The sequence below is a fragment of the Ruegeria sp. O4 genome, from assembly GCF_056535125.1.
On record NZ_JBQERO010000010.1, the window covers coordinates 1 to 23,159 of the forward strand.

The window sequence follows — 23,159 nt, forward strand, 5'->3', positions numbered from 1 at the left end:
ACTTCCGGACCACTGACGTGACCGGCACCGTGACCCTGGCGGAAGGCACCGAGATGGTCATGCCCGGCGACAACGTGTCGTTCGGCGTTGAGCTGATCGCCCCGATCGCGATGGAAAACGGCCTGCGTTTCGCCATCCGCGAAGGCGGCCGCACCGTCGGCGCCGGCGTCGTGTCGAAGATCGTAGAATAATCCGTAGGCCAGGCTTCAGCCCGGCACATCGGTGAACAAACGAAGGCCGCTCCATAAAGGGGCGGCCTTTTTTGTAAGTTATTGTATCGAAGGCCTTCGACCGACTCGTAGGCCGGGCTTCAGCCCGGCGCGTCTGTGACCCTAATGAAGGCCGCAACAAGAACATCAAGGCGGGGTGTGTCCCGCCCGATGAGTTCAACGAAATTCAGTTTTGCGGATAAAGCCAACTATGCAGTCGCGAGTTGGCAGATCAGCCCAACCCGCCTTCAGCTGCGGCCCGTACGGCCCGAATATTCTCACCGTAAACCTCGGGCCGATCAACTGATCCGCCTTTGAACACGGCAGACCCGGCCACCAGCACATCAGCCCCCGCTGCGGCAACAAGGGGCGCTGTCTGGGGATCAACACCGCCGTCGATCTCGATATGCACGGGGCGGTCACCAATCATCTGGCGCAATTTGCGGATCTTGCCAGTCATGTCGATGAACTTCTGGCCGCCAAAGCCGGGGTTCACGGTCATGACGCAGACCAGATCGGTGAGGTCCAGCAGATGTTCGACCGCCTCAGCCGGGGTGCCCGGGTTCAGGGCCACGCCTGCCTTCATGCCCGCGGCGCGGATCGCCTGCAGCGTGCGGTGGGTGTGGGCCCCTGCCTCGACATGCGCGGTCAGAATGTCGGCGCCTGCATCAGCGTAGGCCTGGATGTATGGATCGACCGGCGTGATCATCAGGTGCACGTCCATGACCGTCTTTACATGCGGGCGGAACGCTTTGACGGCTGGCGGGCCAAAGGTCAGGTTCGGGACGAAATGGCCATCCATTACGTCAACATGGACCCAATCCGCGCCCTGCGCTTCGATGGCCTGAATTTCTTGCCCGAAATTGGCAAAGTCGGCGGACAGAATGGACGGCGCGATCTTGATGGTGCGGTCAAAGCTCATATTGGCCTCGTATCAGCTGAAGAGTCGCGGATGCGTATACCCGTGAGGCGGGGCGATGGATACCCCCCGCACGTGTCGTGCCGTTACAAAACTTTCACTACGCTGACACATATCCGTTGAACGGCATCTGTAGCAGTCCGCCAACATGAATTGGGGGTGGCACGTGCTGCGTATCAAGAAACTGACCAAACGCTTTGGTGACAATGTTGCCGTGAATGCCGCGACGCTGGATGTGGACAAGCCATGCATGATCGGGATCATCGGACGGTCGGGCGCGGGCAAGTCCACCCTGCTGCGGATGATTAACCGCCTGACGGATGCCAGCGAAGGTGAAATCCTGTTTGAAGGCCGGGACATCACCCAACTGAAAGGCCGTGACAAACGCGCCTGGCAGGCCGATTGTGCGATGATTTTCCAACAGTTCAACCTGGTGCCGCGCATGGATGTGGTTTCGAACGTGCTGCATGGCACGCTCAACCGTCATTCGACGCTGGCCGCTATGTTCAACCTGTTCCCGATGGATGAAATTCACCGTGCCATCGACATCCTGGACCGGTTGGGGATTGCGGAACACGCTCCGAAACGGGCCGAGGCCTTGTCGGGCGGCCAGCAACAGCGCGTGGCGATTGCGCGGGCTCTGATGCAGGACCCGAGGATTATTCTGGCGGATGAACCAATTGCCTCGCTGGACCCGATGAACGCACAGGTGGTGATGCAGGCGCTGCGCCGCATCCACGAAGAAGATGGCCGTACCGTTATCGCCAACCTGCACACACTGGACACTGCACGTCGCTATTGCGACCGCGTGGTTGGGATGCGCGACGGGCGTATCGTGTTCGACGGGCTGCCCGAGCAACTGACCACGGGCGTTGCCCGCGAAATCTATGGTGCCGATGCCAGCTTTTCGGAAGAAGCGACATCAACGGAAATCGAAACGCTCGACGCCACGCGAAAGGCGCTGATGGAAGCAGAAGCAACCATCTGAGCCGTCCCAACCCCTTTCATCGCCCGGCCCGATGAGAGGCCGGGGTTATCAAACTGGAGAGAGAGAGATGAAAAAACTGATTGCTGCCTTGGTCGCAACCACAACACTGGCCGCACCGGTCATGGCTGAAGAAATCAGCGAGTTTCGTATCGGCATTCTGGGTGGAGAGAACGCTCAGGACCGGATGAGCAAAAACGAGTGTCTGCGCGAATACACCGAGGAACTGTTGGGCGTTCCGACCAAACTTTTTGCCCCTGCCGACTATAACGGAGTGATTCAGGGGCTGCTGGGCGGCACGATTGATGTCGCCTGGCTGGGTGCGTCGGGCTATGCCAAAACCTATCTGAGCGACCCCGAAGCGGTTGAGCCGGTACTGGTCAAGGTGAACACCGATGGCGGCTACGGCTATTACTCGGTTGGATTTGCACGCAAGGACAGCGGTATTACCTCGCTTGAGGACATGAAGGGCAAGGTTTTTGGCTTTGGTGACCCGAATTCGACCTCGGGTTATCTGATCCCGTCGATCGAGATTCCCCAGGCCACCGGAGCAACCATGGAATCGGGTGACTATTTTGCTGAGGTGAAATTCACCGGCGGTCACGAGCAGACCATCGTTGCGGTGAACAACGGTGACGTTGATGGCGGTGTGACCTGGGCTGATGGTCTCGGCGAGTGGGAAGACGGCTATCAGTCGGGCGCGCTGCGCCGCGCTGTGGATGCTGGTCTGGTCGACATGAACGATCTGGTCGAGATCTGGAAATCGGCACCGATCCCGGAAGGCCCGGTTGTACTGCGCAAGGCTCTGCCCGAGGATGTCAAAGTTCAGGTTACCGAATTGTGGAACACGCTGGATGAAAAAGACCGCGAATGCTTCTATGGTGTGGCTGCGGGTGAAGCCAAGAGCTTTGATCCTATCACGCATGAGGCCTACGAGGTCATCATCGAAGCGCGCAAGCTGAAGTCCAACTAAAACTGAATATCCAATGATCGGGGTCTGGTGATGTACCGGACCCCGTTTTTCTTCAGGAGCATTCCATGACAGACCTTACCGCAGGGTCCTTATCCGTCGATCAGATCCGCAACGACTATACAGCGATGACACGACGCAAGCGGGTCTATGGCGGCATCCTCCTGATCCTGTTCCTGTCGTTGATGGCGGCAGGGTTTCGCACAGCTGACAACCGGAATGCCGGCAGCTTTGTCGATGGTTGGCACCGTATTCTTGATTACCCCACAGAGGTTCTGTCCGAGGCGTGGGAAAAGATTGCTGAAATGCCAGCCAATTTGGTCTCGTTCTTCCCGGCTCTGGTCGAGACAATCAACATCGCGGCGGCGGCGACGCTTGTTGGCACAATTGTCGGGACGTTTCTCGCCCTGATGTCGACACGCGGCATGGCGCTGTGGCCGTCATTTATCCCGCTGTTTCGCCGAATATCAGACATCTGCCGCGCCATTCCCGAGATCGTGATTGCGTTGGTTCTGATCTTCATTCTGGGCGGTGGCCCGGTTCCCGCGATGATCGCTATTGCGATTCACACAGCTGGCGCATTGGGCAAACTGTTTTCCGAAGTGAACGAGAATGCCTCGCTGAAACCGGTGGAAGGGCTGCATTCTGTCGGTGCCAACTGGTCACAGCGGATGTATCTGGGGGTGATCCCGCAGGTCGGGCCGAACTATGTCAGCTATGCGCTGCTACGGTTCGAGATCAATATCCGTGCCTCGGCCATTCTTGGATTTGTCGGGGCGGGCGGTCTGGGTTACGAGCTGCGCAATGCCATGTCCTGGGGGCAAGGGCGTTATGACGAAGCCGCGGCCATCTTCATTCTTCTGTTCGTTACAATCGTGGTCGTCGACCAGCTGTCTGGCTACCTTCGCGACCGTCTGACCCACGGCTCGGAAAAAGGAGCTTTGGCATGAGCACTTTCGCAACCAATTTGACTGTTGATGACCTCAAAGCCGAAGCAGATCGCTTGTTCAACCGCAAAAGGTTGATGAATTTCGGGTTGCCTGCTCTGGTTTTCGTCTATCTGGTCTATGTCTTCTTTGCTTTTGACGTGTCGGGCCTTGTGGGGCGCGCAAACTGGGCAAATGGCAAGACGCTGGTGGCAGACAGCTATAGCTACAAAACGCATGTCGCGCGGGATAATCGCACCGGTGAAGTGTCTGTCGCCATCGAGGGTGAGCGCAAGGGCGCTTACCCTGAGGGTCAGGCGCCGGAGTGGGTGGCACTGGGCGAGACGACCGTGATCGACCTTGAAAAGGGCCATGTGGTGCGTTTCGGTGCGCAGACGGTGGAATATGACATTCCCGGCTATGGCACCATTCGCGCGACGCCCACGCGTTCGGCCGGTGTGCAGGCCGAGTTGCCGGAGGGCGAGATTCCGGAGTGGATCAATGTCTCTAAAAACCGGCTGTCTGTGACCACGGACGCAGGTCGTTTGACTGTCACCCGCAACCGGTCTGAGGTATTTCGCTATTTCACGGGGTGGGAACTGTTCTGGTTCACGCTGGACAGTCCTTATTTCGGCAAGTCCCTCCCGGAACTGGCCGGACGCGCGGTATCGGGCGAGGCGGGTGCGATCTTTAATGATTTCTGGACCAACAAGATGTGGCGCCATCAGGATGTGGCGTGGGCCATCTTCGAGACGATGCTGATGGCATTTCTGGGCACGTTTGGCGCGGCGATTGTGGCCCTGCCATTGGCCTTCCTTGCGACGCGCAATTTCAACCGGATGACATCCATCCGCTTTGCGATACGGCGTGTATTCGATTTTGTGCGCGGCGTAGACGCGTTGATCTGGACTGTGGTTCTGGCCCGCGCCTTTGGCCCCGGCCCGTTGACCGGTGGGCTTGCCATTCTGGTGACGGACACCGGGACATTCGGCAAGATATTCTCGGAAGCGTTGGAAAACGTGGATCAGAAGCAGATCGAAGGTGTGCAGTCCACGGGTGCGAACGCCCCGCAACGGTATCGGTTCGGCGTTATCCCTCAGGTCACGCCTGTTTTGCTGAGCCAGCTTTTGTACTTTCTCGAATCCAACACCCGCAGTGCGACGGTGATCGGTGCAATCACGGGGGGCGGTATTGGCTTGCTGCTGACGCAAGCAATCATCACGCAGAAAGACTGGGAAGAGGTCGCCTACTACATCATCCTGATCATTCTGATGGTGATGCTGATGGATTGGTTTTCGGGCTGGCTGCGCCGCCGTCTGATCCAGGGCGAGTCGGGTAAAAAGCACAGGCCGCGCACACCCGATCCCAAACCGTTCCTGTTGCCCTGAACCGGGATTGGAAGGACAAGAAAACAGCGCGGTTCAGTGCGGCGCAACCGTTTGAAAAAGTGTCACAGAGCTTTTGCACGACCGTTCATCCGATTGCCGGATAACGTCGGCCCAAAGGCAGTTTATCCGGATTTCGCGCCACGCCCAACGGGATGAGACCTCCGGCAGGAGGTCGAGATCGAGCGGCAGGGATAGTGGTTTACTCTTCGTTCAGCGTCAGCGTGACACGCTCACCAGCAAAGACGGTTCGGCCATATTCGACGGGTGCGCCGTCCGGGTCCGCGTTGACACCGACCGAAAACAGCACCGGAGCACCTTCGGTCAGTTGCAGATGAAGGGCTTGCGTTGCTGTCGCGCCGCGCGCGGTCAATCGGGTCGAGATGCGGGTGTAATCCGCGATGCCGCAACGTTGCAGGGCTTTTGTTACTGACTGGGTCTCGGTCAGCGCCTGTAACAGGTTTGGAAAGCGTTCTGCCGGGAAGACACTTTGAAAAACGGCTATGGGCTGCCCATCCGCCAGCGATAACCCGTCATAGACATGCACCGGGTTCCCTTTGCTCAGACCCAGTGCTTCGGCCTCGGCTTCATCTGCCGCCCGTGTGGTCAGGGCCAGGATTTTCTTTCCCGGTATCTTGCCGCTGGCCGAGACGTTCTTGTGATATCGAACCCTTTTGCCAATCGGATAGTCGGTTGGCCGCGCCGCCACAAAAACGCCCGCACCGCGCCGGGCATGAACCAGACCTTGTTCCGACATGTCAGCCAACGCGCGCCGCACTGTGTGGCGGTTGACACCGTATTTGGCGGCCAGCTGCGCTTCGGTCGGCAGGCGGTCACTGGTTTGATACCGCCCTTCGGCAATGTCCGAGGTCAGGCGCAGGGCAATGCTTTTCCAGATCGGCGTTTTGCTCATGTCACCAAATCTTCACACAGTTGGAGATTGCGTGTTGCGCACACGCAGGTTAATATTTGTCTAGTTGTATAGTTCAAATAGACAACCCGGCCAAGAGGCTTTGATGACAGATCAGACAGAAATCGCGACCGGGGCGCGCAGGGATTGGATGGGTTTGCTGGCCCGTGCACCTGACGACACCCTGATGACCTTGTGGGACGGGATTGAGACCCGCCCGAGCTTTGACTGGCTGCGCCGCCCCGAGGTCGGGAGCGTGATGGTGCGTGGTCGCACCGGCGGCACCGGAGCACCGTTCAATCTGGGCGAAATGACGGTCACGCGCTGTTCTGTGGTGTTGCAGGATGGAACGGTTGGTCACGGTTATGTTCAGGGTAGATCGAAACCCAAGGCCGAAGCCGCAGCATTGATTGATGCGATGATGCAGACCGGGGCAGCAGATGAGGTGCAGGCGCGGCTGCTCGACCCGCTTCAGCAGCAAATGCAGGCGGTCAAAAGCACACGCGCGGCCAAGGCAGCGGCCACCAAGGTTGAGTTTTTCACGCTGGTTCGGGGGGAAGATTGATGGCCGCGCAAACACAGTTTTCCGGGGGCTTTCAAAACGCACCTGTCGATGCCGCACATGCGTTCCGCGCTGCGATGACCGTCATGGCACGCCCGGGCGACATACACGTCCTGTCGGGAGGCGAACCTCCAGCACCCCTTTCCGTGGCGGCCGGTACATTGCTGCTGACGCTGTGCGACCCCGAAACCAGGGTTCACCTGGCCGGAGGCACCGATACCGACGCAATCCGCAATTGGCTGACATTTCACACGGGCGCCCCGCTCGTATCCGCTGCAAAGGCTGATTTTGCCGTTGGCACATGGGACGCATTGGGGCCGCTTAACGCCTATCGCATCGGAACGCCGGAATACCCGGATCGTTCTGCGACCCTGATAGTGGAATGCGACCGGCTGGAGCAGAGCGGTACCGTTCTGAGCGGCCCCGGCATCAAAAAGACCGCGCGCCTGTCTCTGCCGGGTATCCCGGCGCTTCAGGGGAATGCGATGCTCTATCCTCTGGGGTGCGATTTCTTTTTTACCTGCGGCAACAGGGTTGCGGCCCTGCCACGCAGCACGCAGATCACGTCGGAGGCGTAAGCGATGTATGTTGCTGTCAAAGGGGGTGAAAAAGCCATCGAGAACGCCCACGCCTGGCTGGCCGAAGAACGCCGGGGCGCGACCGATGTGGCAGAACTGAGCCTTGCACAGATCCGCGAACAGCTAAGCCTTGCAGTGAACCGGGTCATGGCGGAAGGCTCGCTATATGACCCCGACCTGGCTGCGCTGGCGATAAAGCAGGCGCGGGGCGATCTGATTGAGGCGATCTTTCTGATCCGCGCCTATCGCACCACGCTGCCGCGTTTTGGCCATTCCAATCCGGTCGAAACAGGTGAGATGGCCTGCGACCGTCGGATTTCGGCCACGTTCAAAGATGCACCCGGTGGGCAGGTTCTGGGGCCGACGTTCGACTATACCCATCGTTTGCTGGATTTCAAACTGGCCGCGGATGGTGATGTCCCGAAAGTTCCGGAAGGTTCAGCGCGGCAGGAACCGACGCCGCATATCACTGAATTCCTGAAAGACGAGGGCCTCATTCAGGACGAGCCGACAAGTGATGACAACCCCGGCGACCTGACGCGCGAACCGATGGAATTCCCCGCCAATCGCCCGTTGCGCCTGCAATCGCTGACACGCGGGGATGAGGGTTTCGTGCTGGGCATGGCTTATTCCACCCAGCGCGGTTACGCACGCAACCACGCGTTTGTGGGTGAATTGCGGATCGGCAAGGTTGCTGTTGAAATGGACATCCCCGAGTTGGGTTTTGCCATAGATATCGGCGAGGTCGAACTGACCGAGTGTGAGACGGTGAACCAGTTCAAGGGTTCAAAAACCGAGCCGCCTCAGTTCACGCGCGGTTATGGTCTGGTCTTTGGTCAATCCGAACGAAAAGCCATCGCGATGGCCTTGGTTGATCGCGCGCTGCGGTGGAAGGAACTGGGCGAAGACAATCTGGGCGCGCCTGCGCAGGATGAAGAATTTGTTCTGAGCCACGCGGACAACATTCAGGCGACCGGTTTTCTCGAACACATCAAGCTGCCGCATTACGTGGATTTTCAGTCCGAGCTTGAACTGGTCCGCAAACTGCGCCGCGAGGCTGACGCGCGGATCACGTCAAAGGAGGCTGCGGAATGAAGGCTGTCGTTTTTGATATCGGCAACGTTTTGATCCAGTGGGATCCGCATTTGGCATGGCTGGATGAGATGGGTAGCCGCGAGGCGGTGGCAGAGTTTCTCACTCGTATCGATTTCCCCGAACGTAATCTGCGGGCCGATGGCGGTGAGGATTTCGCTGATCTGGCTGCTGAACTGGAAGATGCTGACGACCAGCGACGTCTGAGTTCTTATGTTGAGCGCTATGCCATGACCGTCCCACACAAGATCGAGGGAACTTGGCGATTGCTCCATCGTTTGAAAGAACAGGGCACCCCGGTTCATGCGATCACCAACTGGTCAGCGGAAACATGGCCCGTTGGTGTTGGTGTGCATCCTGAGCTGGGCGAGGTCTTTGGCGTGACCGTAGTGTCAGGTCAGGAAAAGCTTTTGAAACCGCAGCCCGAGATTTTCCGTCGGATGTGCGACCGGGCCGATCTTTCCCCTCAGAACTGTATCTTTGTCGATGATAGCCCAAGAAACGTGGATGGAGCCCGCGCCGTTGGCATGGACGCCATACATTTTACCAGCCCTCAGGCCTTTGAAGTAGCCTTAACTGCGCGGGGACTGCTATGAGCGCGTACAACTTTGCATATTTGGACGAACAAACCAAACGGATGATCCGCAGGGCCATCCTGAAGGGCCTGGCTATTCCAGGGTATCAGGTGCCCTTTGCCAGCCGTGAAATGCCGATGCCTTATGGCTGGGGCACCGGAGGGGTGCAGGTCTCGGCCGCGACGCTGACGCCTGAGGATACGCTCAAGGTCATCGATCAGGGTGCGGATGACACGACCAACGCAGTGTCGATCCGCAAGTTCTTTGAAAAGACCGCAGGTGTGGAGACGACCGAGGAAACCGAGAAGGCGACGGTGATCCAGACCCGCCACCGCATCCCCGAGGCGAAGCTGCGCGAAGATCAGATTATCGTTTATCAGGTGCCGATTCCGGAACCTCTGCGCTTCCTCGAGCCGCGTGAGACCGAGACACGCAAGATGCACAGCCTTGAAGAATATGGGCTGATGCATGTGAAGCTATATGAGGATATCAGCCAGCACGGGGCGATCTCGACCGCTTACGCCTATCCGGTGAAAGTGTCTGGCCGCTATGTGATGGACCCGTCCCCGATCCCGAAATTCGACAACCCGAAGCTTGCAATGGATGCAATCCAGCTGTTCGGTGCCGGGCGCGAGCAGCGCATCTACGCAGTGCCGCCACATACCAGGGTCGTGAGCCTCGATTTCGAGGATTACCCGTTCGAGGCCACCAAGGCCGATCATCCCTGTGACCTGTGCGGGGCCGAGGACAGCTATCTGGATGAAGTCATTTTGGATGATGCGGGCAACCGAATGTTTGTCTGTTCGGACACTGATTATTGCCGGTCGCGCCGCGCGGCCGGCCATGTGGGCCGCTTGGCCGAGGAGAACGCAGCATGACCCCCCTGTTGCAGGTCAACGGCATCGAAAAGCTCTATGGTGCGCGGATCGGATGCGCGGATGTTACTTTTGATCTCTACCCCGGTGAGGTGATGGGCATCGTGGGCGAAAGTGGCTCGGGCAAGTCGACCCTGCTGAATTGTTTGGCGGGTCATCTGGTGCCCGATGCGGGGCAGGTGATCTTTGACACGCGCGCGAACGGACCGGTGGATACGGTGACCATGTCGGAGCCCGAACGCCGGATGTTGAGCCGTACCGACTGGGCCTTTGTGCATCAGCATGCACGTGACGGGCTGCGGATGTCAGTTAGTGCCGGAGGCAATATTGGTGAACGGCTGATGGCCGTGGGCGAGCGCCACTATGGTGACATCCGAGACAAGGCCATTGACTGGCTGGGCCGGGTCGAGATCGAGGCGGCGCGCGTTGATGACCGGCCCACCGCGTTTTCGGGCGGGATGCAGCAACGTTTGCAGATCGCCCGTAATCTGGTGACTGGCCCGCGACTGGTGTTCATGGACGAACCGACCGGGGGGCTGGATGTCTCGGTTCAGGCGCGATTACTGGACCTCTTGCGCGGCTTGGTGCGTGAAATGGGGCTGAGCGCGATCATCGTGACCCATGATCTTGCTGTGGTGCGTCTGTTGGCCGACCGGTTGATGGTGATGAAGGATGGTCATGTGGTTGAGGCCGGGCTGACCGATCAGGTGCTGGATGATCCCCAACACGCCTATACGCAACTGCTAGTGTCCAGCGTTCTGCAGGTTTGAGTATTTGGGAAAAGGTGAAGCAATGATTGAACTGATCAATGTGAGCAAAAGCTTTACCCTACACAATCAGGGCGGTGCTGTTATCCCGGTGATGGAAGGCGCGTCGTTGAGGGTTGAACCGGGTGAGTGCGTTGCTTTGACCGGGGCGTCTGGCGCGGGCAAGTCCACGCTGATGCGCGTAATTTATGGCAACTACCTGGCGGCCTCTGGTCAGGTGCTGGTTGGAGGTCTGGACGTGGCAAAAGCCGAGCCGCGCCAGATCTTGACCCTCCGCCGGGAAACGCTGGGCTATGTCAGTCAATTCCTGCGGGTCGTGCCGCGTGTGCCGACGCTGGACGTTGTGGCAGAGCCTTTGCTGGCCGTGGGTTGCGACAGAATTGAGGCGCTGGAGAAATCAGCCGGGTTGCTGAAGCGGCTGAACATTCCTGAGCGCTTGTGGACCCTGAGCCCTACAACCTTTTCGGGCGGCGAACAGCAGCGGGTGAACATTGCACGTGGCTTTGCGCATGACTACCCGGCGATGTTGTTGGACGAACCGACGGCGAGCCTGGATGCGCAGAACCGCGAAACCGTGTTGTCGCTGATTGAAGAGGCAAAAGGGAGTGGCGCGGCGATTGTCGGGATATTCCACGACTTCGATGCCCGTGAGCGTGTCTGTGACCGCGAAGTCAATGTCGCTGACTTCACGCCGGGACTGGCGGCATGACACTTGCCCCTGTCATAGCGATTGTTGGCCCCTCGGGCGTTGGCAAAGACAGCGTCATGGAAGCGTTGGAGGCACAGGTGCCTGGCGTCCGGCGGGTGCGAAGGGTGATCACCCGCCCCGCAGGCGAAGAAGGCGAGGATTTTGACCGGGTTTCGGTTGCAGAATTCCAGCAGATGGAACTGGCAGGCGCTTTTGCCCTCAGCTGGCCTGCGCACGGACTGTTCTACGGTATCCCGGCCGAGATTTTGCGACAGCGTCATGGGGCGAATGCGGTTCTGGTCAATCTTTCCCGTGAGATTCTTTTGCAGGCGCAGAAGGTGTTTGGAGATCTTATTGTGATCTCTCTGACGGCAGATGTCGGAGTTTTAGCGCGGCGCCTGTCCGCTCGGGGACGGGAAAGCGCAGACGAGCAGGCGCGGCGGATGTGTCGCGCCAACGCGGAGTTGCCGGATGGTCTGAACCGGGTCATCGAAGTCGACAATTCCGGCGCGCTGGAAGACACGGTCGCCGAAATCCTGCGCTGTCTTCAACCGGAAAGCGCGTAGCGATGGATCAGGTGAAACCGCCCTTCTTCCGCCTCGCCCATCAGGGCAAGATCAGTGATCTGGAAAGGTTGCGGCAGCAAGGGGCTCAGATGGGTGTGCAGTGCTTCTTGGGTTGCCCTGAGGGTTGGTTTGTCCAGTTTACCGCTGAGCGTGATGTGAAATCGAAACGCGTCCAGCACGTAGGGATAGCCCCATTGGGTCAGATTAGCGTCCTGCTCGGGGGTCAGTCCCGCGGCGCGGCGGCGCGTCAGTTCGGCCTGAGTGGCAGGTGCGCGAAACCGGTCGAGATCGCGAACACAGGCCGCGGCCAACGCATTCAGCGCCTGCGTTTCACCCAGCGGGCACAGGGCCAGAAAACGTCCAAGACGGGTAATTTCCAGACCGTCGAGTGTGATGGGCTGCCGAGTTGCAGCCAGCGCAATGCACGCCTGATGCAATGCGTCAAAGGTCAGGCCGTCGCGCAACCGGAACGGCGGTTTCAGGGTCGCGTGCAGCCCGTATTTGCGCGGCACCTCAGTGATGGTCGCTATGTCGATGCCACCCATGATCGGATGCGCGACCTGCGTTCCCTTTGCCATGTCCCAGCCCAGCCAGCTGGTTGCAAATTCCGTCCAGGCCACCCCGGCGGGTGGCGCAAAATAGATCGCGTATCGCGTGAATGTCACATTGGCCTCCTATTAAGTGGCCTTCCAATACCTCAGATTGCGTAAAGTTCAGATGACAGAAGACTTGATCCTTGCCAATGCCACGCTTGTGTTGCCGAATGAAACCGTGATCGGTTGTGTTCGAATAGCAGGTGACACTATCATCGAAATCGACACCGGGCGTGCAGTTCCCGCTGGTGCGATAGATTGCGAAGGCGACTATGTCAGCCCCGGTCTTGTCGAGTTGCACACGGATAATCTTGAACGCCATATTCAGCCGCGCCCCAACGTGCATTGGCCCCATGCTGCCGCCATTTTGGCCCATGACGCGGAACTGGCCAGCGTGGGGATCACAAGTGTGTTCGATGCGATGCGGGTTGGTTCGATCCCGTCCGGCGCCGGACGGTACGGAAAATATGCACGCGGCCTGTCGCGGGAGTTGTGGGATCTGCGCGAGCAGGATGCGCTTAAGATCAGCCATTTCCTGCATTTGCGTGCAGAGGTTTGTTCCGAGACACTGATCGAAGAACTGGACGAGTTTGGACCCGAGGACAGGGTTGGTCTTGTGTCCATCATGGATCACACCCCCGGCCAGCGTCAGTTTCGCGACATGGGCAAGTTGCAATCCTATCTGAAGGGAAAATATGCCATGGACGATGATACGTTCTTTCAGCATGTAGCCCAGCTGAAAGGCCTTCGGGATCGCAACGGTGATGTGCACGAGGTCGAAACCGTCAAAGCCGCGCGCCGATTTGGAGCCGTTCTTGCCAGTCATGACGATACGACCGAAGATCAGGTGAAGGTCTCGGCGGGTCACGGCATTCGGCTGGCTGAGTTCCCCACAACGGTTGAGGCCGCACGAGCGTGCCATGATCGCGGCATCAAGGTCATGATGGGTGCGCCAAACGTTGTTCGCGGAAGCTCTCATTCCGGGAATGTTGCAGCCCGAGAATTGGCCGAGCTTGGGCATCTGGACGTAATGTCCTCGGATTACGTGCCGTCGGCCTTGTTATTGTCTGCGGTCATGCTGGGTGAAATGTGGGGCGATATGGCGCGTGGGATGAAGACCGTCACATTGGCCCCGGCGCAGGCCGCCGGGCTGGAGGATCGTGGCGAGTTGCGCGCCAATGCCCGCGCCGATGTTATCCGTTTCCGGATGCGCGCGGGTGTGCCAGCCCTCAACTCGGTTTGGGCGCGCGGTCGCCGTGTGGCGTGATCAGGCTGTATAGAACAGGTAACGGTCCGGTGCGATCGTCTCGGGCCCTTTGATCTGGTTGAAGCCGACAAGGGGCTGGCCGGAAATCAACAACCCACCGGGCTGCATGACTTGCGCGATCAACGGGCTGAGGCGTGCGGCTTCGGCCACATCTTCGTGTTTGATGCCGCGTCCGAAATCATAATGAGCCAATGCGATCCTGTGCCCCTCGGCCATCAGCCTCCGCAGCATGGGTTCAGCTTCGCCTTGCAGGAAATCTTCGGCCGGTGGCGTGCTGTCAGGATGGCATTGCAGCACACGATCCATCACCCAGATCCGGCGGTTCGGCAGGATCTCTCGCAGGTGGTCATAGGTGCGACCATTGCCTAGCCCCATATCCAGCACGTCGCCAGTTTGGTCACTGATCTGTTCGGCTGCCCAGTTCAGCCCGTCGCGCTGAGCCGTCAATCGGCGCAGCATGGAATCCAGTCGGCTCATGACGATGTCCTCATTCGTTCTTTGGTGCGACCCAGGGTGTGGCAGGACCGTCCAGCAGATGTTTCAGCAGCGCCTCGGTAAAGGCCCAGATGTCCTGATCATGGACCAGGTGATGGGTCAATACTCCAAAAGGCTCGGCGTTGTCTGCGCGGCCTTCGCGCCTGTCCCGCAGGAGGTTGACTGTCTGCGCGATCAGGCGATCCGGAGAGATCAGACCGCGTGAACCCCGCCAGTCAATCGGGTCAAGATGTGTGTTGACCTGCTCAAGCCCCGCAGCCGCCATTTCCGTTCTGCGGGGCGTTGCCGTGGAAAGAATGCGGTATCCCAGTGACGGAAGGTGTTCGATGACTTCTGGTGCAATGCGGTTCCACGGAGGGACAAACATCGGCCGCAGGGCGTTGCCGAACAAGGCGTCAAGGCATGACAATCCTGCCGCAGCATCCGCAACAACCTCGTCCAGCGGACGGTTGAGACGAAACTCGGCTTTCTTCTCACTGGCAGGCGCATGGTTCTTGTGGGACCACCCGTGGACCACAGGGATGAGAGTTTCGCCGCGCGCAACATAGTCAGCCAGCGCAGGGGTTGCCGCATGGGGAATGACGGCCAGATGTACCGGCAGGCCCAACTGTGCGGCCAGACCGGACAGGCGATCCAACCGCGATGTCGGAGCGATCGCGTCATCGTCTCGCCACCACAGCGGAAGCGACAGGCCCGCTGCACGCCAATGGGTCAGCTCGACCTCAAGTGGGTGCCAGTCCGGGTTCATTTACGCCGCTCCAGCAGGTGCTTGGCGATCTCCACCGTTTGGGCCGCGCCATCAAATCCAAAATCCTGCTGTGCGCGGGGTCCATCTGAAATGACACGCTCTACGGCCTGCGCCAATGCTTGCCCGCTCAGGGTTCGGCTGAGAAGCACCTCGATGGCTGGCAAACTCGACAGGCTTTGCCCACGCAGCCCCTGTTCAACCTCTTTGCCATCATCGAACGGGACAAAAACAGCGGGTGTTTCGCTTTGCAGAATATCCATGGCGGTGTTGTAGCCGCACATGCTGACCGATGCAGCCGCATGGGGCAGCATCTGGCGAAAATCCGGGCGCACGGGTTCCAGAATTGCCGAGGTTCCATCAGCCATTTGGGACAGCTCGTCTATTCTCGCCTTGGCATCCGTCCCGCCGACCAGCAGGCGCCAGCACCTGTTGGGCATCTGGCGGGCGGCCTCGATGGCCGCGCGAAAGATCGGTTGGCCCACAGAACCGCCGCCGGCACTGACAAGGATTTCGCCCTGCCCAACGGCATCAGGATGCGGTTGAGGCAACTCAGGCGCAACAAAGCCGGTATAATGCAACCGTTCCGCCAATCGGTCCGACACCGGCCAACTGACCGAAAGCGGTGTGACACTTTCGGTCGAGTGAACAAGAATGCCGTCATAAAAGCGGGTGACGATATCTTCTGTCCGCTGGGCCTTGGCAGGTTTGGAAGGAGGGGCCAGAATATCCCGGATCGATCCCAGGATGACCGGAGGCCGAGGCAGGGCCCGTGCCGCATTCAGGGCCGCGTCGAATTCCGCCGCCAGAGACCGGCGACCAAAGGGGTAAAGCTCGGTTATCAGGATTTGCGGCTGAAAGCTGTTTACCGCCTGCACCATGGCTGTCACACGCGCGCGCTGATAATCCGCGTCAGCCTCGACGCCGCTTTCAGTCAGAAGCCGGGTGAAATTGGTTCCATCTGATCTGAGCGGTGGCAAACCGAACAGGGTTACCCCGCTGCTGTCCAGTTGAGGCGCAGGCATCCCGCCCGAGACGACCATAACTTGGTGGCCGTCATCCCGGAACGCCCGGCCCAACGTCAGGGCCCGGCTTAGATGCCCTGTTCCCAAAAGGTGCGTGACAACGATCATCACCTTCATGGCATCGGCCCATGTTTGATCAGGCGAGCGGGGTCCGGGTCTGCGGTCATTGTGTCCATTTCAACGATATACAGCCGATTGCGCTTGATCTTGAAGGGGGCGGGACCATCAAAATCCCAACCCCACGCCTGGGCGAGAATGACCCGCATGATGCCAATATGGCAGACCGCGACTGTATCCTGTCGCAGTCCGGACACCCAGGGGCGCAGCCTGGTCCAAACCTCGGCAGGGCTTTCACCGTGAGGCGGGCGAAAATCCCAGCTCCAGTCTTCGATATGGCGATACCCGCTGGTTTCATCGGCGATCAGGTCGACACCTCGAAGCCCCTCCCAGTCGCCCCAATTCATTTCAATCAGCGCGTCCGAGGTTTTCGTTGCGCGCCCAGACACGATCCGCGCCGTTTCACTGGCGCGCAGCAACGGGCTGGACCAGATATCAGCGGCGGCCCATGGGTCAGGCAAGCGATACCCGGCCAGTTCAGACCGCGCGTCGTCATCCAGTGGAATATCACTGCGCCCCTGAATGCGCCCTACGCGGTTCCAGTGGGTATGCCCGTGGCGAAGCAGTGCAAGACGGGTCATGATACATCCTTCAACAAGGGCCGTAGATGCGCCCACAATCGCTCGGTCGCCTGAGGCATAAGATGGCGCCGTGCCACATAGCTGCGCGCATTCGCCCCAAGCGCACGGCGCTGCGCGGTATCCTCCAGCAGGTTTTGCATGTGATCAGCAAGCCCTTTGGCCCCAGCATCAACCGATGGGTAAACCGCAGGTGCCAGCACATCCCGAACGCCGGGGCGGTCCTGTGCGATCACGGGCAGGCCTGTCGCCTGCGCCTCGAGATAGACCATCCCATAGGCTTCGTTCACGCCCGGCCAGACAAGCAGGGATGCGTGTTGGTAGATTTTCTGCAAGGCCGCCCGGTCGAGCTGGCCCAGAAAGTGCACCCGGCTTCCGAACGGCACCATCAACGCTTCAACATCCGGCCGCGCCGGACCGTCCCCCGCGATGTTCAGGTTCCAGTCACATGTCAGGTGCGAAAGGGCTTCGGCCAAAATCCGGTAGGACGCCAGCTTGTCCCCATGCCGCATCATTCCGACAGTCAGCATGGGGCCGTCCCCGGTCGTTGCCACAGGCAACACGGCTTCAGGCAGAAATGGCGGCAATTCAACCAGTGCCTGCTTGCCAAAACGGTCCCGTTCCAACGTAATCAGGTCATTGGCTGTGTGGTAGAAAATGATATCCGCTGCATCACACGCCTGATGCGCCGCTTGGGCGAAATCGGCCCACGGCCCGTTCAGCCTGCTTGATGCGCGCGTACTTTCCAATTGCACATACGGAATGCCGCGCGCCCGGCAGATCTTGGGGCCCAGCAGGTCGGGTGCTTTGTAGTAATTGTGATAAGTCACCCAAAGATCTGTATCAAAGGGCAACTCGGCGTTCAGCCGCTGTGCTTCATTCTCAGCCGCGCGAACAAGGGTTTGCTGTAGGTCCCGGTCCGCGTTCTTGTCATAGATGCGCAGGTCCGAGGCCAGTTCGACCTTATCCCCTTGCGCCGCCAAGGCGAGCATCAGGTTTCGCGCCATTTCGCGGTCGCCTGAGGGTTTCTGGCTGCCGGGGGATTTCATTGGCGCATAAAACGCAACCCGCGCCATTACGCGTCTTCCATGCTCAGGGTTTTCAGCCGTGCCGACAGCCGTGCAATACCAGGGTCCATTCGAAAATCTGCAATCAGACGGTCATAGGCTGCACGCGCCATAGTTGCTGCCGTTTCCGGATCAGCGGCCAGAGCTGAAATGGCCGAAGCCAATGCAGCCGGGTCGTCATCAGACAATACGCCATGCGTTCCGGATTGGATGAATTCCGGGATGGCCGAAACCGGTGTCGACAGGATCGGCAATAGCTGGGACGCGGCTTCCATCAACACGTTCGGCAATCCGTCACGATCCCCGTCCGCAGCAATACGGCTGGGCAGGACAAACAGGTCGGCCCTGCGCATGGCTTCGATCACCTCCGGCTGATCGCAGGCCCCCCTCCAGGTGATGCGGTTCGCGATACCAGCAGCGCGCGCCTGTGTGTGCAGAGTGTCCCCAAGACCCCCGCCGCCAATGTGGGTCCAATGCCAGTTCAGGTTTTCCGGCAGCAGTGTGAAGGCCGCAATAAGACGGTCAAAGCCCTTCTTTTCAACCAGTCGTCCAACGGAAATCATGTGAAACGGATCGCCAGCGGCGCGTATCCTGCGTTTTGGCGGTTCGGGGAAGCGCGACAGGTCCAGACCGTGATAGATAAGCTCCACGCGGTTGGGGTCATCAGCGAGGCTGCGCAGGTGTTCCGCGCCGATTGCCGTGCAGGTGGCCCCGAAAGCGGCCCCATACGTTGCGGCCTGCAGCTTTTCACTCTTTTCCCAATCCGGCGAGGTCCAGATGTCCTTGGCATGGGCAGAAAAGCTCCATGGCAGACCGCGCATGATGGCCGCATACCGGGCGACCGACGAGGGGGTGTGCATGAAATGGGCATAGAGCCCCTGCGTCTGGGCGGGTAACTCAGCGGCCAGAACACATGCTTGCCCGAAGCGGCGGATGCGGTTCGGCGTGGGATCGCGGCGCAGGTCGTGCCGCCAGATCTTGTAGGCTTCGGCATAGCCGGGCAGGTCCTGGGCGGCAGCGCGGGCCGCCCACACTCTCTGTGGCTCTTCATGCAGGTATTCCGGCAGATAGCGAACCTGCCCTGCGAAACGGTCGTGCAAAGGGTGACGTTTGGTGTCGGTCGGATGGCGCAGAGACCAGATGTCAAATCGGTGCCCGGCTTCCTGCAAGGCAACAAGTTCCTGCGCGATAAATGTTTCGGACAGTCGCGGCCAGCCTTTGACCACAACCGCCAGATTGGGAGAGGCCGAGTTCATCCAGTGGCTCGTTTCTGTTCCCGTGTCAGCAGGCTGTCAATGCGGTCGGTGACATAGTCCAAACCATCCAGCAATCCGCTTTGGATGGCCTGCGACGGCACTGATTGGTGCGGCAGGTTGCGGATGGCACGGATCATTGCGTCGGGTGTCAGGCTGTCGCGTTGTTCGTCCAGCATCTTGACCAGCCCCAGCTCTTCTGCGCGTGAGGCCCGTATCCACTGTTCCAGACGGGGTGTGGTGCGTGGAACGATGACGGCCCGTTTGTCAAAGGACAGGACCTCGCAAAACGTGTTGTAGCCGCCCATGCAGACCACGCCTTCGGCCCCGGCAAACAGCGTTTCGATCTGCGATTCAAATCCAACCGCGGTTACACGACCATTCAATGCGGCAACCCGTGCTTCGAATTCATTCCTCAATTCACCCGACAGGAATGGGCCATAGACCAGCACGGCACGCGGCGACAGGTCTGGGTCTTTCTCGTAGGCGGACAAGACGAGGTTGACCAACGCCTTGCCATCGCCCCCGCCGCCGGGTGTGATCAGGATATAGGGTTGCTGAGGCGGTTCCCCGATCGGGCCGAGGTCGCGGCGCAGATATCCCGTCCAGTGAATGCGGGATCGCGCTGACGCGCTTAGCGGCAAGCCTTGCGTCGGGTCATAGATCGACTGTGATCCATAAACCCAAATCTCATGATAGAACCGCTCGGTCGCTTCGATGGCTTCTTTGCGCGCCCACTCGGCGGCCAGTACTTCGGGTTCGTCCAGCACATCACGCAGACCCAGAACCAGTTTCGTTCCGCAATGGCGTTCAAGGTATTTCAGTGTCGGCACCAGCTCACCCCGGAACCCTGTCGGTTCCTTGTCGACGACCAACACGTCGGGGTCGAATTGCTGAACCGCAGTCTGGATCAATCCCGCGCGCAATTCGGTTACTTCGTCGATCCCCATTCCGATTGTACGCGCGGCATACGATCCGTCCGCGCGCTTGGTCACACCGGGCAGGCGCACATGGTCAACGCGGCGGGGAAAGGTAAAACGGCCTGCCACGGGCGAACCCGTCAGGATCAGCGCCGAGGCGCTTGGGTCCGCCTGCGTGATTGCCGCAGCCAAGGCGCGGGACCGGCGCAAATGCCCCAGACCGAACGTGTCGTGGCTGTAAAACAGGATACGCGGCGCGCGGTCCGGTTTAGAATTGGTTGTGCCAAGGCTCATAGTGTTGCCCGTCTTCTTGATCCCAGAGCGAAATCCGCGCGTTCGCAAGCGTTACTGTATATTTCAATCCCACGCTTGCCAAAGGCGGATTTGCGCACTTGCAAATGTTTCAAGCATTGCGATTTGGCAACAGCGTATTGACTGTTTCGCGACATATCGCACCACCGCCAGACAAGATCGCCTAATGAGAACGATGAAGACAATCGAGGCCGACCAGAAACCTTTGCTTGGTCATATTCAATTATTGAAAGATTGAAAACACCTGCGCTCATCAGAGTGCGCCAAGAACACGTCCAAACACGATATTGAGACGGTTCGATGCGAGTATTTGAACTGCTTGAAACGCTTCTGTAATCTGACCAATATCGGCAAAAACTGGATGCACGACCCAATGCGAAATAACTTTCTGGCCGCATTTTTTTTGGCGTTTTGGGCCATTTTCCTGAGCATTTCCACTGGTGCATTGGCGCAGTCATCTTTGATTCCCGGATATCCTTCAGGGTCGGGCACTTCGTCCGAGGCCGACAAGGAAAGTGATCTGGCCGCTGCAATCCGCGCGGCCAGCGATGCGGGCGCAAGTGTCATTGTCATCGACAGTGCCGGTCAGGTTGTGACAACGGCAGGCGGAAAGGATGCAGGTTCGGGGGGCGCAGACAGCGATTCGAGCAACCCAATGGGTGACGGTTCGCAACTGATGAAGGCGCAAGAGCGGTTCTCGAAGTTCCGTGAGTCGATGCAATCGAGGCTCGAGGCGCTGCCCTATTCTATTTTTGAAGTACAATACATCCTGCGCCAGACCAGCCCGGATGGCCGAATCCAGACCTATGTCGAGGTGTTGGGCTGGAATATCCTGTTCCTGTTACTTGGGCGGTGGCTGTCGATCGAGATTTACGGGAAACGGTTCGCGCGCCGCTGGGTGGTGGCGCGGATCAAGGACGAACCACAGGGTTATCGGGAAAAGATGCCGTTCCTGCTGTTCCGGTTCCTGATGGGGATCGGTGCTACGGTCTTTGCAATGATCATGGCTTTGATCGTCGGGTATCTGATCTTTGGCGAGGCCGAGGATATCTCGGTCCAGTTCACGATCACCGCCATCTTTACGGCTTTTTTCCTGTCGCGCACGGTGTCGGACCTGTGGCGCATGGTCCTGTCGCCTTATCTGAGCCAATATCGATTACCGCCCTTTTCGGACAAGAATGCGCGCAGGCTGTACATCTGGGCGTCCGTGCTGGCGACCTATGATATTTCGGTCGTCCTGTTTTCCACCTGGGTCGCTGATTTTGGACTGAACTACAACGTCTACGCCATGGTGTATGGCGGTCTGACGATGCTGGGCGCGCTGGGCAATATTCTGATGATCCTGTTCAACGCCCGTGCCATCTCGAACGCGATCCGGGGTGGGCGGGCATCCGAACAGGTGTCTTGGCTGCTGCGGTTTGTGTCATTTGGCTGGGCGCCGGCATTGATCATCTATGTCGTGTTCAGCTGGTTCCGTCTGGCTGTTGATCTGGCGCTGGAGCATCCGACGCCGCTGCCGTTGATTGCAAGCAGCTATCTAATCTTCATGTCCGTGGTCATAGCCTATGGTGCAATGAACTATCTGCTGGAGCGATATTTCGACCGCTCGCGCATGATTAGCGAAATAAACGGGGAAGCCGCGGCAGCGGATGAAGGCGCCGGGGCGGCGGATATACCCGAGGCTGAACAGCCGAAGCAGCATCTTCTGACTTATGAAGACCTGGCCCGCCGGGTAGCCGGAATTCTGGCTTTCGTGCTCGGGGCTTATGCGCTTGTCGTGATATGGTACCCGAACGCGGACTGGAGCGAGGATCTGCCGGTAGAACGTGCGCTGGATGTGATGGTCGTCCTGTTTATCGGGTACATCCTGTTTCATTTCTTTCGGATCTGGATCGACAGCAAGATCGCTGAAGAATCCGACGATGGCACCGAGGTTGAACTGGGCGACGAAGGCGGGGAAGGCGGGCAAAGCCGTCTGGCAACGCTGTTGCCACTTTTCCGGGGCGCAATTCTGGCTGTTGTCGTGGTCACGATCGTACTAATTGTCCTGATGGAACTGGGTATCAATGTCAGCCCGTTGTTTGCGGGTGCCGGTGTGGTTGGTTTGGCCGTGGGGTTCGGGTCACAAACGCTGGTGCGCGACATTTTTTCCGGCGCATTCTTCCTGCTGGATGATGCGTTCCGGAAAGGGGAATATATCGACATTGGGGATGTGAAAGGGACGGTCGAGAAAATCTCGGTCAGGTCCATGCAACTGCGTCACCATCTGGGTGCGCTGAACACCATTCCCTTTGGCGAGATCAAAGTGCTGACCAACTACTCGCGCGATTGGGTGATCATGAAGCTGCCGCTGCGCGTGACCTATGACACCGATGTCGAGAAGGTTCGTAAATTGATCAAGAAACTGGGTCAGGAGTTGTTGGCCGATCCCGTAATCGGAGACAATTTCATCCAACCGCTGAAGTCACAGGGCGTGATCGAGATGCAGGATTCAGCGATGATCATCCGGGTCAAGTTCATGACGAAACCCGGCGACCAGTGGCTGGTTCGCAAAAAGGTCTATCAGGACATTCGCGAGCTGTTCGCGCGAGAGGGGATCAAGTTTGCGCATCGCGAGGTCACTGTAAGATTGGCAGATGGCAAAGAGGCGGAAGACCTGACGCAAAAACAGCGTGAGGCCGTGACAGGGGCTGTTCAGGCCGCAATTGACGAGGACTATCTGGACGATATCGGGCCGGATGGCGACGACCGGTAGAGAGTCCCGCCGCCGCCTTGTGTTG

The 23,159-nt window shown here is 59.0% G+C and carries 25 protein-coding genes; 15 read left to right on the top strand and 10 right to left on the bottom strand.

Annotated features, from left to right (window positions below; translation table 11 throughout):
• On the top strand, window positions 1-191 hold a 191-nt coding region (locus ACR0J7_RS12320; protein WP_480488341.1), incomplete at its 5' end, for an EF-Tu C-terminal domain-related protein.
• Window positions 192-441: 250 nt separating this feature from the next.
• On the opposite strand, the gene rpe is transcribed toward ACR0J7_RS12320, so the two are convergent.
• Entirely contained in the window at window positions 442-1,131 is a 690-nt protein-coding gene (gene rpe, locus ACR0J7_RS12325; protein WP_209598264.1) for a ribulose-phosphate 3-epimerase, read from the bottom strand.
• A 163-nt stretch (window positions 1,132-1,294) separates the two neighbouring features.
• Between rpe and phnC the strand changes: the two genes are divergently transcribed.
• The 4 genes from phnC to phnE (ACR0J7_RS12345) all read left to right on the top strand — a co-directional run bounded on the left by phnC (window position 1,295) and on the right by phnE (ACR0J7_RS12345) (window position 5,397).
• Entirely contained in the window at window positions 1,295-2,116 is an 822-nt protein-coding gene (gene phnC / locus ACR0J7_RS12330) for a phosphonate ABC transporter ATP-binding protein (protein ID WP_267365713.1), read from the top strand.
• Window positions 2,117-2,183: 67 nt separating this feature from the next.
• Window positions 2,184-3,086, top strand: a complete 903-nt coding sequence (gene phnD / locus ACR0J7_RS12335) for a phosphonate ABC transporter substrate-binding protein (protein WP_480538665.1) — start codon at window positions 2,184-2,186, stop codon at window positions 3,084-3,086.
• A gap of 65 nt (window positions 3,087-3,151) precedes the next feature.
• The gene (gene phnE, locus ACR0J7_RS12340) at window positions 3,152-4,033 is read left to right on the top strand and encodes a phosphonate ABC transporter, permease protein PhnE (RefSeq protein ID WP_480559835.1); all 882 of its coding nucleotides are present in this window, start codon (window positions 3,152-3,154) and stop codon (window positions 4,031-4,033) included.
• Complete coding sequence (gene phnE, locus ACR0J7_RS12345; protein WP_480914428.1) at window positions 4,030-5,397, top strand: phosphonate ABC transporter, permease protein PhnE; 1,368 nt, start codon at window positions 4,030-4,032, stop codon at window positions 5,395-5,397. Before phnE (ACR0J7_RS12340) ends, phnE (ACR0J7_RS12345) begins: the two co-directional genes overlap by 4 nt.
• 199 nt (window positions 5,398-5,596) lie before the next feature.
• On the opposite strand, the gene phnF is transcribed toward phnE (ACR0J7_RS12345), so the two are convergent.
• Complete coding sequence (gene phnF / locus ACR0J7_RS12350) at window positions 5,597-6,307, bottom strand: phosphonate metabolism transcriptional regulator PhnF (RefSeq protein ID WP_480484067.1); 711 nt, start codon at window positions 6,305-6,307, stop codon at window positions 5,597-5,599.
• 103 nt (window positions 6,308-6,410) lie between these two features.
• Between phnF and phnG the strand changes: the two genes are divergently transcribed.
• The 8 genes from phnG to phnN are packed head-to-tail and all read left to right on the top strand — an operon-like array spanning window position 6,411 to window position 12,007.
• A complete protein-coding gene (gene phnG, locus ACR0J7_RS12355; protein ID WP_267365721.1) occupies window positions 6,411-6,869 on the top strand; it encodes a phosphonate C-P lyase system protein PhnG in 459 nt (152 codons plus the stop codon).
• Window positions 6,869-7,444, top strand: a complete 576-nt coding sequence (gene phnH / locus ACR0J7_RS12360) for a phosphonate C-P lyase system protein PhnH (RefSeq protein ID WP_480914430.1) — start codon at window positions 6,869-6,871, stop codon at window positions 7,442-7,444. Before phnG ends, phnH begins: the two co-directional genes overlap by 1 nt.
• 3 nt (window positions 7,445-7,447) lie before the next feature.
• The gene (locus ACR0J7_RS12365; RefSeq protein WP_480538658.1) at window positions 7,448-8,539 is read left to right on the top strand and encodes a carbon-phosphorus lyase complex subunit; all 1,092 of its coding nucleotides are present in this window, start codon (window positions 7,448-7,450) and stop codon (window positions 8,537-8,539) included.
• Window positions 8,536-9,132 carry an HAD family hydrolase gene (locus tag ACR0J7_RS12370; RefSeq protein WP_480484063.1) on the top strand — a complete coding sequence of 199 codons (597 nt, stop codon included), beginning with the start codon at window positions 8,536-8,538 and terminating at the stop codon, window positions 9,130-9,132. The genes ACR0J7_RS12365 and ACR0J7_RS12370 overlap by 4 nt, the downstream gene beginning before the upstream one ends.
• Window positions 9,129-9,989: an alpha-D-ribose 1-methylphosphonate 5-phosphate C-P-lyase PhnJ gene (locus ACR0J7_RS12375; RefSeq protein WP_480914432.1), complete on the top strand. Its 861-nt coding sequence runs from the start codon at window positions 9,129-9,131 to the stop codon at window positions 9,987-9,989. Before ACR0J7_RS12370 ends, ACR0J7_RS12375 begins: the two co-directional genes overlap by 4 nt.
• On the top strand, window positions 9,986-10,756 hold the full coding sequence (gene phnK, locus ACR0J7_RS12380; RefSeq protein ID WP_480914434.1) for a phosphonate C-P lyase system protein PhnK: 771 nt from the start codon (window positions 9,986-9,988) through the stop codon (window positions 10,754-10,756). The genes ACR0J7_RS12375 and phnK overlap by 4 nt, the downstream gene beginning before the upstream one ends.
• Before the next feature lie 22 nt (window positions 10,757-10,778).
• On the top strand, window positions 10,779-11,462 hold the full coding sequence (phnL, locus tag ACR0J7_RS12385; protein ID WP_480585888.1) for a phosphonate C-P lyase system protein PhnL: 684 nt from the start codon (window positions 10,779-10,781) through the stop codon (window positions 11,460-11,462).
• Window positions 11,459-12,007, top strand: coding sequence for a phosphonate metabolism protein/1,5-bisphosphokinase (PRPP-forming) PhnN (gene phnN, locus ACR0J7_RS12390; RefSeq protein ID WP_480900193.1), 549 nt, complete (start codon window positions 11,459-11,461; stop codon window positions 12,005-12,007). Before phnL ends, phnN begins: the two co-directional genes overlap by 4 nt.
• Here phnN and ACR0J7_RS12395 read toward each other — a convergent pair.
• Window positions 11,989-12,672: a DUF1045 domain-containing protein gene (locus ACR0J7_RS12395; RefSeq protein ID WP_209505313.1), complete on the bottom strand. Its 684-nt coding sequence runs from the start codon at window positions 12,670-12,672 to the stop codon at window positions 11,989-11,991. The two genes, phnN and ACR0J7_RS12395, sit on opposite strands and share 19 nt — an antisense overlap.
• A gap of 52 nt (window positions 12,673-12,724) precedes the next feature.
• Here ACR0J7_RS12395 and ACR0J7_RS12400 point away from each other — a divergent pair, with 52 nt between their 5' ends.
• Window positions 12,725-13,867, top strand: a complete 1,143-nt coding sequence (locus ACR0J7_RS12400; protein WP_480488320.1) for an alpha-D-ribose 1-methylphosphonate 5-triphosphate diphosphatase — start codon at window positions 12,725-12,727, stop codon at window positions 13,865-13,867.
• Here the strand turns inward: ACR0J7_RS12400 and ACR0J7_RS12405 are convergent, their stop codons facing one another.
• From ACR0J7_RS12405 to ACR0J7_RS12435, 7 genes are read right to left on the bottom strand one after another with little or no spacing between them, the layout of a single operon-like run.
• Window positions 13,868-14,344 carry a class I SAM-dependent methyltransferase gene (locus tag ACR0J7_RS12405; protein ID WP_480488318.1) on the bottom strand — a complete coding sequence of 159 codons (477 nt, stop codon included), beginning with the start codon at window positions 14,342-14,344 and terminating at the stop codon, window positions 13,868-13,870.
• Window positions 14,345-14,354: 10 nt separating this feature from the next.
• Entirely contained in the window at window positions 14,355-15,110 is a 756-nt protein-coding gene (locus ACR0J7_RS12410) for a polysaccharide deacetylase family protein (protein WP_480914436.1), read from the bottom strand.
• On the bottom strand, window positions 15,107-16,249 hold the full coding sequence (locus ACR0J7_RS12415; RefSeq protein ID WP_480914438.1) for a glycosyltransferase family protein: 1,143 nt from the start codon (window positions 16,247-16,249) through the stop codon (window positions 15,107-15,109). Before ACR0J7_RS12415 ends, ACR0J7_RS12410 begins: the two co-directional genes overlap by 4 nt.
• Window positions 16,246-16,830: a histidine phosphatase family protein gene (locus tag ACR0J7_RS12420; RefSeq protein ID WP_480914440.1), complete on the bottom strand. Its 585-nt coding sequence runs from the start codon at window positions 16,828-16,830 to the stop codon at window positions 16,246-16,248. Before ACR0J7_RS12420 ends, ACR0J7_RS12415 begins: the two co-directional genes overlap by 4 nt.
• Window positions 16,827-17,903: a glycosyltransferase family 4 protein gene (locus ACR0J7_RS12425; RefSeq protein WP_480832673.1), complete on the bottom strand. Its 1,077-nt coding sequence runs from the start codon at window positions 17,901-17,903 to the stop codon at window positions 16,827-16,829. Before ACR0J7_RS12425 ends, ACR0J7_RS12420 begins: the two co-directional genes overlap by 4 nt.
• Window positions 17,903-19,150 carry a glycosyltransferase family 4 protein gene (locus tag ACR0J7_RS12430; protein ID WP_480914443.1) on the bottom strand — a complete coding sequence of 416 codons (1,248 nt, stop codon included), beginning with the start codon at window positions 19,148-19,150 and terminating at the stop codon, window positions 17,903-17,905. The genes ACR0J7_RS12425 and ACR0J7_RS12430 overlap by 1 nt, the downstream gene beginning before the upstream one ends.
• Window positions 19,147-20,361: a glycosyltransferase family protein gene (locus ACR0J7_RS12435; RefSeq protein WP_480870821.1), complete on the bottom strand. Its 1,215-nt coding sequence runs from the start codon at window positions 20,359-20,361 to the stop codon at window positions 19,147-19,149. The genes ACR0J7_RS12430 and ACR0J7_RS12435 overlap by 4 nt, the downstream gene beginning before the upstream one ends.
• 391 nt (window positions 20,362-20,752) lie before the next feature.
• On the opposite strand from ACR0J7_RS12435, the gene ACR0J7_RS12440 reads away from it, so the two are divergent.
• Entirely contained in the window at window positions 20,753-23,134 is a 2,382-nt protein-coding gene (locus tag ACR0J7_RS12440) for a mechanosensitive ion channel domain-containing protein (RefSeq protein ID WP_480911185.1), read from the top strand.
• Window positions 23,135-23,159 lie beyond the last annotated feature (25 nt).